At 39.1% G+C, this 15,257-nt stretch carries 14 protein-coding genes; 4 read left to right on the top strand and 10 right to left on the bottom strand.

The window, feature by feature from the left end; genetic code table 11:
* Positions 1–38: 38 nt before the first annotated feature.
* Complete coding sequence (locus FN924_RS01630; protein WP_143891776.1) at positions 39–434, bottom strand: hotdog fold thioesterase; 396 nt, start codon at positions 432–434, stop codon at positions 39–41.
* Between the two features lie 304 nt (positions 435–738).
* Here FN924_RS01630 and FN924_RS01625 point away from each other — a divergent pair, with 304 nt between their 5' ends.
* Positions 739–939: a cold-shock protein gene (locus FN924_RS01625; RefSeq protein ID WP_143891775.1), complete on the top strand. Its 201-nt coding sequence runs from the start codon at positions 739–741 to the stop codon at positions 937–939.
* A gap of 469 nt (positions 940–1,408) precedes the next feature.
* Positions 1,409–2,323, top strand: coding sequence for a sensor domain-containing diguanylate cyclase (locus tag FN924_RS01620; RefSeq protein ID WP_158633902.1), 915 nt, complete (start codon positions 1,409–1,411; stop codon positions 2,321–2,323).
* Positions 2,324–2,357: 34 nt separating this feature from the next.
* Here FN924_RS01620 and FN924_RS01615 read toward each other — a convergent pair whose 3' ends face one another.
* The 4 genes from FN924_RS01615 to FN924_RS01600 are packed head-to-tail and all read right to left on the bottom strand — an operon-like array spanning position 2,358 to position 7,805.
* On the bottom strand, positions 2,358–3,251 hold the full coding sequence (locus FN924_RS01615) for an ABC transporter ATP-binding protein (RefSeq protein WP_143891773.1): 894 nt from the start codon (positions 3,249–3,251) through the stop codon (positions 2,358–2,360).
* Positions 3,248–6,103 carry an ABC transporter permease gene (locus FN924_RS01610; protein WP_143891772.1) on the bottom strand — a complete coding sequence of 952 codons (2,856 nt, stop codon included), beginning with the start codon at positions 6,101–6,103 and terminating at the stop codon, positions 3,248–3,250. The genes FN924_RS01615 and FN924_RS01610 overlap by 4 nt, the downstream gene beginning before the upstream one ends.
* 12 nt (positions 6,104–6,115) lie before the next feature.
* Positions 6,116–7,141: an efflux RND transporter periplasmic adaptor subunit gene (locus FN924_RS01605; protein WP_158633901.1), complete on the bottom strand. Its 1,026-nt coding sequence runs from the start codon at positions 7,139–7,141 to the stop codon at positions 6,116–6,118.
* Positions 7,128–7,805: an ABC transporter ATP-binding protein gene (locus FN924_RS01600; RefSeq protein ID WP_143897076.1), complete on the bottom strand. Its 678-nt coding sequence runs from the start codon at positions 7,803–7,805 to the stop codon at positions 7,128–7,130. The genes FN924_RS01605 and FN924_RS01600 overlap by 14 nt, the downstream gene beginning before the upstream one ends.
* A gap of 221 nt (positions 7,806–8,026) precedes the next feature.
* Between FN924_RS01600 and FN924_RS01595 the strand changes: the two genes are divergently transcribed.
* Complete coding sequence (locus tag FN924_RS01595; RefSeq protein ID WP_143891770.1) at positions 8,027–9,307, top strand: methyl-accepting chemotaxis protein; 1,281 nt, start codon at positions 8,027–8,029, stop codon at positions 9,305–9,307.
* Between the two features lie 107 nt (positions 9,308–9,414).
* Here the strand turns inward: FN924_RS01595 and FN924_RS01590 are convergent, their stop codons facing one another.
* The 5 genes from FN924_RS01590 to FN924_RS01570 form a co-directional block, all read right to left on the bottom strand.
* Positions 9,415–9,657: a MerR family transcriptional regulator gene (locus FN924_RS01590; RefSeq protein ID WP_143897075.1), complete on the bottom strand. Its 243-nt coding sequence runs from the start codon at positions 9,655–9,657 to the stop codon at positions 9,415–9,417.
* 75 nt (positions 9,658–9,732) lie between these two features.
* Positions 9,733–10,446, bottom strand: a complete 714-nt coding sequence (locus FN924_RS01585; RefSeq protein WP_143891769.1) for an exonuclease domain-containing protein — start codon at positions 10,444–10,446, stop codon at positions 9,733–9,735.
* The gene (locus tag FN924_RS01580) at positions 10,437–11,414 is read right to left on the bottom strand and encodes a DUF294 nucleotidyltransferase-like domain-containing protein (RefSeq protein WP_143891768.1); all 978 of its coding nucleotides are present in this window, start codon (positions 11,412–11,414) and stop codon (positions 10,437–10,439) included. The genes FN924_RS01585 and FN924_RS01580 overlap by 10 nt, the downstream gene beginning before the upstream one ends.
* A gap of 219 nt (positions 11,415–11,633) precedes the next feature.
* On the bottom strand, positions 11,634–12,902 hold the full coding sequence (locus tag FN924_RS01575; RefSeq protein WP_143891767.1) for an ammonium transporter: 1,269 nt from the start codon (positions 12,900–12,902) through the stop codon (positions 11,634–11,636).
* A gap of 213 nt (positions 12,903–13,115) precedes the next feature.
* A complete protein-coding gene (locus FN924_RS01570) occupies positions 13,116–14,021 on the bottom strand; it encodes a Gfo/Idh/MocA family protein (RefSeq protein WP_143891766.1) in 906 nt (301 codons plus the stop codon).
* A 133-nt stretch (positions 14,022–14,154) separates the two neighbouring features.
* Between FN924_RS01570 and FN924_RS01565 the strand changes: the two genes are divergently transcribed.
* A complete protein-coding gene (locus FN924_RS01565) occupies positions 14,155–14,916 on the top strand; it encodes an SDR family oxidoreductase (RefSeq protein WP_143891765.1) in 762 nt (253 codons plus the stop codon).
* The last annotated feature ends 341 nt before the right edge of the window (positions 14,917–15,257 follow it).

The raw sequence follows: 15,257 nt of genomic DNA, 5'->3' as shown, positions 1-15,257 counted from the left end.
GGCTAAAATTTTTAAATTCCTAAATCATAATCATGTAGTTACCGTTTGTCCACAACCGCAATCGTACACCGACAGATGGATATTAATCGATCCTTTTCATCCGCAATACGAGCTTCATATACCATACTGCTTCTTCCTTGATAGATAACCGATGCAGTCGCAGTCACGATTCCATCTTTTTTGGAACGAACATGATTTGCATTTATTTCCTGACCGAACACCGCTTGTTTTTCCAAATCGACTAAATTTGCTGCACCTAAACTTACAACCGTTTCTGCAAGTGCGACAGAAGCGCCACCGTGAAGATAACCAAATGGCTGATGCGTCCTATGATCTACTGGCATGGTTGCCACACATGTACCATCTGGTTTAATGTCCTTAATTTCAATCCCTAATTGTTCCATTAAGGTATCCTTTGTACGGAATAAACTCATTCGCTTTTCCCCCAATGATATGTAATAAAAATAGTATAACATAGCAAACGGTTTCATCTATGATAAACAACAAACGTTAACATACCAGTTGTTTATATAGGTCACATTCCCTAATTTTCATAAAATCTTTTCATATAGTTTCTTTTTCTTTGAATCCATGTTATACTAAAGTTCACTTATTGTTGTTCGGTATGTGATTGATGAAAGATGAAAGAAATAATGACTTTTAAGTTGATTATCGTCTGGAATGATTATATAGAGCAAGAATAGTAATAAACGCGCAAGACGCAATGGAGGAAAAACAATGAATAACGGTACTGTAAAATGGTTTAACGCAGACAAAGGTTTTGGATTTATCGAAGTTGAAGGTGGAGACGACGTATTCGTACACTTCTCTGCAATTCAAGGCGAAGGTTTCAAAACTCTTGAAGAAGGTCAAGCGGTAACTTTCGATATCGAAGAAGGCGCTCGCGGACCACAAGCTGCTAACGTAAATAAAGCGTAAGCTCATTTAATAACCATAAAAGCTCTTTCTCTTTGGAGAAGGAGCTTTTTTTCTTTCCACTCTCTAGCTTCCGCTTTGCAAAGGGGATATAGTAGTGATAATACAATTGCGTAAAGCTATGAAATAAAGGAATTGACCTATTAGAAAATGCTTCGGATTCTATAAGGATTTCGTTCGTCCAAGAAACACTTTCTTTTCATAAAAAAGAGATAGACAGGCTTCAAAAAATCTTTTTAGCTGACGCTCTATATAGTGGATTTAAGAACAGAAATTGAATAAGAAATAGAAAAAGCACAAAAACTACAAAACAGATATATTCGTGTAAAGGATTCCGTGAATAGCGGAATCTTTTTGACGTTTTAGTCCCTTGTTACATATACCGGAAGTAGTATTTATGCTATAATTTATTCAATTATGCGTCATTTTCTTATATATTTTTGATTAAAATATGACATATTGGAGTATTCCTATGGATCTAAACAAACAAAGAGGACTTGATATAGATATTTTTGCCGATCGGTCTAATTTAGAAATTACAAATTACTTTTCCGACCTTGTTTTTGTTATGAGTGTAGAACAAGGCACTTTTTATTATTATTTTATGAATAAATCAGCACAAGCGCATACGAACCTAACTGAAAATAGTTATGGGAAGAAGCTCCAGGATGTGTTACCAGAAAAGGAAACCATTAAGATTCAAAAGGAATATGAAGAATGTGTATCTCGCCGCGATATTCATGTATATGAAGATCACTTTATGAGCGGAAATGATAAAATATATAGTCATACGGTTTTAACCCCCATATTGGACGAAAAGAATGTCTGTCAATTTGTCCTGGGTGTGACGAGAAACATCTCAGAGAAACAAGAATACGAAAATCAACTTCTTAACCTCGCCTATTACGATGATTTAACGAATGTATTCAATCGAAGAGGCTTTGGTCAGGCCTTAAATGAAGAATTAGAAAAAGCAAAAAGTGAGCAATCTATTCTAGCTGTTATGTTTCTAGATGGGGATAACTTCAAGCAAGTAAATGATACATATGGACACGAATACGGTGATCATCTGTTAAAGCAAATAGCGCATCGCCTAGTACAACATAGTAAAACGAACTTAGTTGCCAGAATTGGTGGAGATGAATTTGCTATTCTTTTAACATCCTATTCTACTGTGAGCCAACCTCACGTATTCTGCGAACAATTAATTAATCAATTCAATCAACGTTTTATAATAGAAAACCAAGCCATAACCGTTACGCTTTCAATAGGAGTAGCTATTTATCCGGAACATGGGAACACTCCACAGGAATTACTCCGAAATGCTGATAGAGCCTTATATATGACGAAAAGATCCGGCAAAAATAATTTTCATATTTACGACTAATAACCAAGAAGTTAGGTGTTTCCACCTAACTTCTTTATTTCTTATAATCCGATTCATTGGGGTTTTCTAAAATGATTCGCCCATTCTCTAGCAAAACCTGGAGCTTGTTTGCATTCCCGACACCAATCGCATCTAAATAATCTCTTGGTATTTGGAGCCTTCCTGCTTTATCCAGTACAGCTAGTTCCACATGGGACTCTTCTTCTCCTTCTATATGTTCTGCTTCTCTTAGCACGTCTTCATAATAGGGTTTTCTCAGTATTTCACTAGACGTACGTCCGTCCCGGATTGCTACGACTCGGTCCATTTTTTTCGTTAGCTGCATATCATGCGTTACAATAACAATCGTTACGCCCAGCTCTTGATTCAATGTACGGAACACATCCAAAATAATATCCGCTGTTTTTGTATCCACACTTCCTGTTGGTTCATCGGCTAGTAACAGCTTGGGATAGTTAGCTAAGGAAATCGCGATCGCAACCCGTTGCTGTTCGCCTCCCGATAGCATGTGAAGCTTATTATGAATGCGGTGTCCCATTCCAACCATCTCAAGAAGTTCTTTTGCTCGCTCTCTTTTATGTCTTCCTTTTAGCAACATTGGCAATTCAACATTTTCGAGCGCCGTTAAATAGGGCAACAAATTTTTGGCATTATTTTGCCAGATAAACCCGACTGTCTCTAATTTATATCGAACCAAGTCTTTATCGGACATTCTTAATAGATCCTTGCCATCTACAATAAGCTTACCTGCAGTCGGACGATCTAATCCACCTAGCATGTTTAGCAGAGTGGACTTGCCACTCCCACTATTGCCGATGATCCCCATCATTTCTCCCTTCTCCACATTTAAATCCAAGCCTTGAAGGGCCATGACTTCTAAATCTTCATCGACTTTATAAATTTTTACTAAGTCTTCACAGGTTATCATGCATCTTCACCTAACTTTACTGCTTGATGAATGTTAATCTTACGCAATAGTACGATAAGTAACGAAAGACCAATTCCTAACATAACGAGTACAAATAGATATATTTTAAGTTCATCACTCGCTGAAAAAATGACTTCAAAAGGTGGTACGACGTCTACAGGATCAAACGATAACTGGAACAATGGAACAAATAAGCGACTGGTGACGCCCCCGACAAAAATGCCAAGCATACATGCCACACCAGACGTCATGAGCTGTTCCCAAACTAAAATACTAATTAGCTTAGGCATCGGAATTCCCATGGCGCGGTAAACTCCATATTGTAAAGTTCTTGATTTTAATGTCACCGTCCAATACAACAAGAATCCTATAAAACTGAGTAGAATTGAGATGATAAATCCTAATGTAAGCATGCCATTCAATCCTAATAGGAAGGCACTATTTTTTAGTTCTATTAGATTAGGATAAATATCCTTCATATTCACGATAGGTAATTTCTCTTTTTTCATACTGTTATAAATTTCCACTCGTGATGCCTCTTCTCCCGCTTTTAACCACACGTCATAAGGTTCTAATCCCATTACATTTTGTACAAATGGCAAATTGGCCACTACTAAAGAGGGCTTCTCATCATTTTCCTTTTTTTCATTCGGATTAAAGGCCGGCCAGTAATCCACTATCCCATAGACAACAAACTCCGCCGAGCCTGAACCATCCCACTGCATAGTTACATAGTCGCCTACCTTAGCACCTAAAGATTTTGCGGTCGCCGTCGATAGAAGGATAGAACTAGGTTCTTTCGCTAATAGATTTAAGTACTGATACCAATGATGGTCCAATAATGTTGGTTTAAACCAAGCTGTTTCACCAAATCCTTTCGGTTCAATCGCCATGAGCTGACCCGTGAATATGGTGTTTCCATTTGCTTCTACTTTTACGCCTTCTTTCTCAAACACTTTGGTTACCTCTTCAATTCCGTCAATGTTCTGAAATGGTTCAAACGGGGGCTCGGTGTAAACAACCGCTTCAGCTTGTTGTGGTTTCTCTCGCTCGGGATTTTCCGCGTCCTCCCTAGTCTCCTGAGAGCCGTAAGATCCAGCAGGAATGGCATTACTTTCCCATTTTGTTTCAACTGTAATATCAGCTCCATTTTCATAACGAATTTGTTCCTCTAAATTACTGTTAATCGTCCGGGCCGCACTTGCACTAAAAACACCCATACCGATTGTCATAATGAGAAATACCATAAAAAATTGATACTGTTTCGCTGAACGACTTACTTGCACAAATGTTGCATAAAGAGAAATCGACCAAAAGCGGTCTCCGAGTTTGTTTATTAGCTTTAATAAAAAAGGATAAATTCTTAATATAAATAACCCTAAGCCAATAATAAAGATGGCAGGTAGGAAAAATAAAGTTGGATCAATAGGGAGCTCAGCGGATTGTGCTGTGTAAAGCATTTGGTTTTCTTTAAAAGCATACCAGCCATACATAGCTACGGAAAGGAGAGTTACATCTAATAGAACAGAGTACCATTTATACCCCTTTGCTTGGTCCGCAAGCTGTTGTTTTTGGTTTATGATACTACGATTGGATGCTTGAAATACCGGAATCATGACCATCACAATTGCTGCTAAAACTGCTAAAAACCCATATAAAAACGATTGTGGCTCGAGCTGGATAGGTAAAGAAGTTCGTTGTACAAATTCTAGAAATCCATTTGTCGCCCCTAATATCTTACAGAGGAATAATCCAATCGGTGGCCCTAATACAAATGCAATTGCACCCAACATACTGACTTCTAGGAAATAGATGAGTAGAATTTGTGTGCGCTTTGCTCCTCTACTTGCTAATACGGCGATCTCATTCATTTGTCGATTTATGATTAAACGCGAAACCATAAATAGGTAGATTCCTAGCATAACAAGGACAGGCACGTTCAAAGACCACAGCATGATCGTTAGTTGTTTTCCTTTTAATTCATAGGACCCGATAAGATCTTTCGTTGGAAAATCAATAAGTAAAATCGTATCTAGTTTATTAGATACCTCTTCTTTCACTTTATGCTCTAGTTGAAGTAAAGTTGGAATATCTTCTTTGTAAAGCTGCATGTAATCAAACGCAGAAACAAATTTTATGGTCTCTAACAACTTCACGTGCTCTTTTAAAAAAGAAGTCCGATATAGAGATTCCGAAATAATAAAGTCTTTGCTGTAGGCTTCCGGCGATAAAGAGACCCAATATGGATCCCTCGGGTCTTTAGCTACAAATGTACCGACAGGCTTTATCCTTATTTCTGTATCTCCCTTATTTAGCAGAAATGTGTCTCCAAGTACCATATCCCTTTCTAGGAGTGCTTGTTCTGGTACAATAGCTTCATAAACACCTTCAACTAATTGATCTTTTGGAAATGTTCCATCCGTTATGGTAATGTGCTCCTCCAGATTTGAAAGTCCAAGTACTCTTCCGCTTTTTTGATCGGTTGTTGCCTCTTTGTCTGGAAAGTCCACAGCCATGGCGACGGAACTTAAGATTTCCGTATGTGCAGAAAGAGGGATATCGGTTTCCTTTATCAACTGATTGTGCCAGTCTTCTATTTCCACGTACATATTAGACACCTTTATGTCTTTATCCTTAGTAAAGTTAACCGAATAACTGAACTCCCCTGGATATTGTTGTTCTTCTACATAGTAGTCTTCCAGTTCACTAGATAATAACGTATGAAAGACTGCTGACATGTAAGTTGGAATACTCGAAACAAGGGAAACTGTCAACAGCAACCCTAAAAACAAGCTACCAGTTAACCAACGATTATTGATCATTTTCCGTAAGATTATTTTTATAATGGCCATAATCAATTCTCCCTATTTCAAAATGACTTTTTCTCCCTCTTCTAATCCTTTTACTATCTCTACTTCCGTATCTGAAATAATTCCAACCTCGACGTCCTTTTCACGCTTCGTTTGGTTGACAAGTACTTGCACATAATTTCGTCCACCTGAAGTTCGAAGACCATTAATTGGAATGACTAATGTGTCTTTTTTTCGCTCCATTATTATTTCCATTTCTGCTGTGGAACCCATCTCTACTCCTTCTGGTGTTTCTGTTAAATCTATTAAAAGGCTGCGTTCATAAAGATCTGGGTCTTGCTCCGCCACCTTCTCCGGAACTGTTTCAGGAGTTTGCGCAACTTTCCCTTGCACTTCATTATCATCTATTGTTACCGTCACATTCATCCCAACTTTAACATCTTGTATAGCTGCAGCACTTATCGCTGAATACATCAGCTGTAGATTAGATGTGTCCGCAATTTCCACTAAGGATTGAAATGGCTCTACGACAGAACCTGACTTCACATCCGTCACATAAGTAACAACCCCATTAATAGGCGAGACAAGCTGTGAAGAAGTAAACCGGTTTCTTAATTGCGTTAGCTGTAAAGCAATACTCTCTTTATCCAACTCTGCAATAGAAATGGTGTACTTATCTGCTGATTGTGCTTTTAATTGGTCCAACTTTAACTCGGCTTTTTCTAGCTCTATTTCCATCTTTTGAATCTCAAATTCCACATCTCCGCTATCCAATTCTACTAGCTTTTGTCCCTTTTTTACGGTATCCCCTTCTGCGACGAGTATTTTTTCTAATCTTCCACCTTGTTCCTCATAAAACAGCCCTTCCTGACGCTTCGCTATAAAGGTTGCTGTACCAGTAATTCGGTTCATAATTTCCCCTTTTTTTACTTCCGCTATATCATAGCTAACCTCCGCAGGTTCTACCAAAGGAGGAGCGATCACCTTTTCTTCCTTCGGTAAGAAAGAACAGCCACTCACCGTAACAGTTAAAGGGATAATAGCTATAGTAAAGGACATCCACTTCTTATTCTTGCGCAAATTGACCATCCTCCAATGTGTACACATGATCCACTATTTCTAGAATACCTGGATCATGCGTTGTCATAATTACCGTTGTATCTGTTTGTGAAAGTAATTCCTGAAACGCATGGATTATTCGAAATGCCATTCTTGTATCTAGCTCTGCTGTAGGTTCATCCGCTAATATTAGTGGCGGCTTTAAAGCCATCGCTCGTGCAACTGCGACACGTTGTTGCTCTCCACCAGATAATTCAAACGGACGGTGCTTCTTTCGTTTTGTTAACCCTACCAATTCAATGGCCTCCGCAACTCGTTGCTTCCATTCTGTTCGATCAATATCTGCTATTCGTAAGCCGAACTCTACATTTTCTTCTACAGTCATCATTGGAACAAGCCCATAGGATTGAAAAATAATTCCCATCTTACAGCGTCGCATTTCTGTCCGAAGCTTCTCTGGTAGCGAACTGATTAACTGCTCTTGAAAGAAAATCTCACCGTTCGTAGGTTGGTCTAGGCCACCAATAAGATTGAGCAATGTCGTCTTACCAGATCCTGAGCGTCCACGAAGTGCAATAAGCTGTTGGCTCGGAAATTCAGCGGTAATACCCTTTAACACCTTAACTTCTCGTTCATCGGTACCAAAGCTTCGTTCAACCTGATTGAGCTTTAGTAAAGCTCCCACACCATTCACCCCCACCTTATAATAAAGCGCTTTCAAAATTACTACCATTATAACAGAATCCATGAAGAAATCGGTTTCCTTTTTGCAAAAAATTTCAATTAATTCCTATTCCTTGTTCAAAAGATTGTTAGATTTACTTAAAATTATCTATACGGTACGTAATGCTTTTGGCCTATAATAGGTATATACTAGATACAAGTTTAGTGGGGGGAAACGTATTGATGAAAAAATCTCGTTTTGGTCTAAGAGGAAAACTCGTTTTATTCATTACACTATTAGCTTTCATTACGTATTCTACAAGTGCTTTCTTCATGTATTACGTTCATTCACATTTTGCGGCTTTTATTAATGAAACCGTATTTACTATTGTGACATTTGCACTGGGCATTATCTGGTCTGGAATTCTAATGTATTTTGTTGCAGGTTTTATTGTGAAGCCTTTAAAACAGCTACAACAAGCTGCGATTCATGCCTCCGAAGGTGATATAGGAATCGATGTAGAAGTGGCGAAAACAAATGATGAAATCCAGTCTTTAGGTATTGCCTTTAATCAAATGCTTGAAAATTTACGTGACATGGTTAAAAGTATTGATGAAAACTTTACTAAAACAAACGATAATGTTATTCAAATATCAGATGCATCCATAAAAGCGTCTGAGCAGTCAAAAGCGATAACAGAAACAATCGAGCAGATATCTGCAGGTGCGGAAAATTCCGCGCTGTCTGTTCAAACAACTGCTGATTCCGTAGAAGATATCATCCGAATTGCTCAAGAAGTGCAGTCACACGCCAAATCTTCCGAACAAGTATCAACGAGTATGGTTAATGAACTACAAGCAAGTAAAGAGGTCATTAATTCCTTAGTACAAGGGATTCAAAGCCTCGCTCAGGCGAATCAACAATCCTTACAAAGCGTTCATCGTTTAGAAGAAAACGCAAACCAGGTCGGTCAAATCATTCAGCTCGTTGGAGATATTGCGGATCAAACCAATCTATTAGCATTAAATGCCTCTATAGAAGCAGCTAGAGCCGGGGAACACGGAAAAGGATTTGCAGTAGTAGCAGATGAAGTGCGAAAACTGGCTGATGAAAGTGCGAAAGCCGTGCAAGGAATCTCTGATCTTATCGGAAATATTCAATCTGAAGTTGGAAGTGTCGTGGAACAAATTAGTCAGCAAGTAGGACAAGCTAACCAAGAAGCTGAAAAAGGCACGACAACCAATTCCGTCATGGATGAAATGGCTGAAACGATTCTCGAAGTCGCTAGCTCAGTAGAGCAAATTTCAAAGCTAGTAGACAAGCAAATGCAACGAATACAAGTTACATCACAGCAATCTCAAGAGGTTACCGCAATCGCTCAAGAAACCTCTGCTGGTGCATTGCATGTGTCAGATGCTATGAAGGAACAAGCAGATGTCATTCAATATTTCGAAAATCTTTCCCAACACTTAAAACAGCAAGCTGAGTCATTAAAAAGTACGATTGTAAAATTTCACACATAATGGAAAGACCTGTTCCTAAGCATTTGAGGACAGGTCTTTTATATCCAACTCACCCGGCTAGCAGGCTTATTTGTGCCAAAAAAAGGTTAACAAAAGTTAACCACATTTTACAAATCCTCTAACATGACTTTTATTCCAGCTATGTTGACCCCTTGATCAATAAGCTTCTTTATCTTCTTCAACCGCTCAATTTCAGCTAAGGAATATACCCGTCTATTCCCATCATTTCTACCAGGTTTAATGAGCCCTTGTTCCTCATAGTACCTGATTTGCCTGGCCGATAATTTCGTCAGCTCCTCGACGACACTAATTGGAAATGTGGATAAGTGATCAGGGATGGCATCGTTCATTCTCATTACCCCCTCTTTGTAAATGGCGATATGCAGCTCCGTTCCTAAATACTCCATACGATAATACAAAAAACGTTATTTCAATTGAGCAATATGTGTATAGACTTCCTTTAAATCGGAATAACCCAATTCTTTCGTTCGTTGTAAACTTTCCCCCCATAAATGTGCCGTTGCAATGGCATCATATAGTGCGTGATGTCTCTGTTCAATGGGGATGCCATAATGCTCACAGCATTCATCTAGTGTGTGCAGCTTTGATTGAGGATCAATTACTTTTGTGAGAAACGATGTATCAATTAAGCGATGTTGAAAGGTCATTTTCAAAACGGACCACGCAACGTGTCTCATAAATTTCTTTTCATGGCTTGAATGGTGAGCAACTAACGTATCACTTTTAACAAATTGGAAAAAGTCTTTTAATACAAGGTTTATAGGGTTTGCCTGTCTCAGTTCATCTACCGTTAACCCTGTGAGCTTTTGAATATCCTCTGAAGGACCATTTTCATGATAAATGGGAGAATAGAAGATTTCCTCTTCTAACACTGTATTTCCCTTCATTCGAACTGCTCCAATAGAAAGAATACTATCTCCTTTTTCCGGGTAAAATCCTGTCGTTTCAATGTCAAAGACAACTACTTGCAATTCATCAAACGGTGTATGAAGAACATCCTTTTCTTTCATTTCTCGTTGGAGCTGTCTCATATACGCAATTTGATTTGGGTCCGTTTGATTAAAGGCGGTCCGACTAGACAATTGCTTTACAAATTGCATCATTTGATTCATAACCATGTGGAACACTCTTTTTCTATTATATTTTTCGTCTCCGAAAATAGTTTGTAGCCCTTCTTCATAAAATGCTTTAATTCCTGCTTTTCTTCCTTCGTCAACGTATTTAGCGGTATGTGATGAACTTCTTTATAATTTTTTGCATTTTTACGACTACGAAGTCGATAGGTCAGTAGTTCCCTAAATTCCTGTTCGTACTTTTTGATTGAAGCATACATATGCTCCGGTATCTCTTCAAATCGTGAAATAGTAGATGGATTAACGATCTCTTCTTTTAATGCCAATATTCGTAATGCGTTCACATAGGAAAAAAAGACTGTCTTTTTTAAATGAATACTTCCTGATCGTTCTCCACGAAGCTCTGGAAGCAGCTGCCCAAACACTCCTACACCTTTTTGTACAAAGTCCACGTTATCCACAAAGCGTTGATAAAGCTCTCGGTTTTCCCGAATAATAGAAAACGCCCATTGCTTTAATTCGTATAAATACTCCTGTTTCCCAATTAATACACGAGAATCAAAAAACGTGGAAAAGTGCCGTAAAGATTGCCAGCTCGCTTCCTCTAACCAGCTACTAATCTGTCCTTTCCAATCCAGATAAGACTGACACCATAACGGATTGGATGACATTACTTTACCATCGCATTCCTCATATCCTACTGCCACTAAACCATCTCTAATTTCCTCGCCTAATGCTAGAAAATAGGCTTGATACTTTGTATCACCATCATAAATAATACCGTGATCCTGATCACTCCAAATCGATTGTTCAAACCTCCCAGCACTCCCCATTAGAAAAAAAGCAAAAGGAGCAGGAGCCTCCCCCCACTCTCCTTCTACTTTTTGAATCGCTTCCTGAACCGTACGTTCCATCACTTCGTCGTGGAGCCTGTTCAGTTCCGTATGGTTGGTTAGCACCGTTGTCATCTTGTCAAATCGCCATTTTTTTATTGCTTCGTATCTACTCACCATATCCAACCCCTCGGTTTGGAATCACATCCTTTAATAATTCCAACCCATTTCATACTATAAGAAGCCTTGCCTTTCCTATACTGATATTCAGATTATAAGGAAAAAGGCAAGGCTTCTGTTACTACCTAGCACTAGCAGATGCCTCAAATGTTGACAATATCTCCATCAGAAAGCAGTGAAACTAGACTTTATTACGATATTCTTTTAAATAGCTTTTTCTTAGGCACCTTTTTGATCATTTGGATTTGGAATATTCTCAGGATATCCATATCCACCGTGCTCACTCAAATCAAGTCCAATGATCTCTTCCTCTTCAGATACACGAAGACCTCCCATTACGATGTCCATCACTTTTAAAATAAGGAAAGAAGCAACGAATGCATAAAGACCACTTGTAAAAACTCCAAGCGCTTGAACGCCTAGTTGTTCCAATCCGCCACCGTAAAATAATCCAGGTTTACCCCAATCAATTTCAGAGGAGAATGCCGGCACTGCAAATAGACCATTTGCAAGTGTACCCCAAACCCCAACCGTACCGTGAACAGATAAGGCAAAAATTGGGTCATCAATTCTAGCTTTATCAAACAGTTTCATACTGAATACTACGATAATACCACCAACAAGACCAATTACTACAGCAGCCCATGGCTCTACGAATCCTGCAGGAGCTGTGATAGCAACAAGACCAGCCAGAGCTCCATTTAACATGGATGGTACGTCGGCTTTTCCATTAACAGCCCAAGCAACAGACATCGCTGCAACCGCACCAGCAGCCGCCCCTAACATCGTGTTTAGAGATACGAAGCCAAAGAAAGCATCCGCAACCCCGAATGTACTACCACCGTTAAATCCAAACCAACCTACCCAAAGAAGTAGGACCCCTAACGCTGTGTACACTTGGTTATGACCAGCAATATCATTCGAAGAACCGTCTTTGTTAAATTTACCGATACGTGGTTTTAAAATAATTGTTGCTGCTAAAGCTGCCATCGCACCTGTTAAGTGAACAACGGTAGAACCGGCAAAGTCTTGCTTTCCGTGACCAGCTAACCAGCCACCACCCCAAATCCAGTGTGCAACAACAGGATAGATTAGAGCAGAAAATAATACTGCGAATATAACATATGCAGAAAGCTTCGCACGTTCTGCAAATCCACCAAATGCAATGGTTAATGCCACAAGCGCAAAGACCATTTGGAACATAATATCGACTGCAGGAGCTAGCCCTTCCCCAGAGAAGGATGCATCTCCGTAAAAGAAGCTTCCCCATCCGATAAAGGCGCCCTCTGAACCGTAAATCAATCCGTAGCCTACTGCCCAGAACACTAACGCACCAATACCAGCTGTGAAAATCGTTTTACCTGCAATGTGGCCAGCATTTTTCATTCTAGTCGATCCTGCCTCAAGTAAAATAAACCCACCTAGCATAAGGAAAACAAGGACCGTACCAACAATAACCCATAAATTATCCATAAGTGCCATTTCCATACTTTTTCTCCCCCTCTATGTGATATCTGTTGACATCACTTGTTACATTGAACTTTATCAGTATCGAAATTTTCAAACAATTACCTTGTGAGATAATCTCACAAGGTAATTTACACTTGAAATACAAAGGGGGGCGGTATGTTACCGTTTCCATTCCTAATATAGAGGGGGTTCCTTCTAAAAAGAAAAAATACAAAAAGAAGAGTTATTTTTTTACTGCCCTTCTATTTGCTTCACGATTTTTTCTGCTAACAAATGCGTTTCTAAATCCTGGTCATACCCAGTATAAGATCCTTCATCTTTCATAACAGCCGTTAGAAAAGCATTTACAATAGCAAAGAAGCCCCGTTTTTGAAGTGTCGGCTCCCAATCATCACTTGCATGCTTCTGTATCACTTTATCTTTATGCGAATATATATCACTTACATTTTCTACTATTCTCGTTTCATTTTGATTCGTCACTTCCAGTCTTTCCTCTGTTGTTCCAGCTTCTCGATTCATAATTCCTATAGCGATACTTTCCTCTGATTGAAGCTGTAATACTACGGAATGTAAGCTCTCACCGACCATTTTAACAGTGATGTTTGTTTCGTTTGGTTGAAATGGGAAATGATGAAGAATCGTATCAATCACGTGAATAAAATCATCAAAGATAAACGTTCTTGGCTCCGCAGCTTGGTGTCCTCGATTCTTTTTCATCAGAACCATATTGGGGTTTTGTAGCGTTTTTAACGATTGATATGGCGGAGCAAACCTGCGATTAAATCCTACCATGAGAACTAATCCCTTGCTCTTTGCTTTTTCCATTAATCGTATGGAAGATACTCCATCATAGGTAATAGGCTTGTCTACATATACATGAATATCATGATCAAGCAATTGGTCAATGATTTGTTCATGCGAAGCGGTGGACGAATGAACAAATGCAGCATGAATCCCTTCCGCAATTAAATCGTCCACAGAAGAGAATGCGTACTTAACCCCATACTGCTCTTTCACCTTTTTTAACGTCACGTCATTTCTAGTACAAAGACATATTTCTAGATGTGCAATCTGACTAAGAACAGGTAAATATGCTTTTTTGGCGATGTCCCCTATTCCTATCACTCCAACCTTCATTGTTCTGCTCCCCTTCCATTCATTACATCTACCTCCTGCTATATTCCGTAATGATTCCAAAAATCCTCCTTACTTTAGGTAAACGTAGTAAAGGATTAAAATAAGGATAAGATAAAACGAAGGAGGAATAAACATGAATAAATCAGGAAATACAGTTCTTATTACTGGCGGAGCCTCTGGAATTGGCTTTGCATTAGCCGAACGCTTTCTCAACGATCAAAATGAAGTCATTATTATAGGCCGAAAAGAAGAGAAGCTAAAAGAAGCAAAAAATAAACATCCACAGCTTCATACAAAAGTATGTGATGTAGCAAAGGAAGAGGAACGCTTAGCTCTATTTGAGTGGGTCACCGTTCATTACCCCGACATGAACATTCTTGTAAATAATGCTGGAATTCAGCAGCGAGTGAATCTTCAGAAGATGAATGAGGATTGGGAAGCCTATCAAAAAGAGATTCAAATTAATGTGGAGGGGCCTATTCATCTTTCTTCATTATTTTTACAGCATTTAGTAAAACAAGAGCAAGCAGCGATAATAAATGTTTCCTCTGGTCTAGCTTTAATGCCAGGAGTATGGGTACCTATCTATAGTGCAACGAAAGCAGCCATCCATTCCTTTACCGTTTCTCTTCGCATTCAGTTGGAAAAATCCAATATTGACGTGTATGAGATTCTACCACCTGCCGTAAATACAGACCTTGGGGGACAAGGGTTACATACATTTGGCGCACCTCTTCACGATTTTACAGATTCGGTATATGAGAGGTATCTAAAGGGAGAGGAAACCATCGGCTACGGGGACTCTGAAGGAAGATTAGACCGGTCTGTTCGAGAACTAGAAGAAAGTTCGAAGAAGGTATGGGAGAATTATATAAAAAATAATCCTAATTTCTAGGGGCTGGGAACATAACGAAAAGGCTAAGCCGATAAGCCGAACAACAGCCTATACTAGCTCCGGAATTATACGTAGACTCCAGCGGGAAAAAAGGCATCGGCGAGACCCCACCGTGCGTCAGCACGAGGAGGCTCACCAGCCGCCCGCGGAAAGCGTCGAATATTTCCGGAGCGAGGTATAGGCACTAATGATAATGGTTCGTTTTTTCATTGCTTACTATTCTTTTGTCCAGCCTCATTTTTCGCAAAAAAATAATAATTTAGAATTTTTATTGTAAAGCTTTTCAATTAAAAATATAATAGGACTATAGTATGACACGTTTCTACAATATTAGACTTGGA

This window comes from Radiobacillus deserti (assembly GCF_007301515.1).
Lineage (GTDB): Bacteria > Bacillota > Bacilli > Bacillales > Amphibacillaceae > Radiobacillus > Radiobacillus deserti.
The sequence above is the reverse complement of the archived record's forward strand: the minus strand, read 5'-3'. Positions and strand labels throughout refer to the sequence as shown.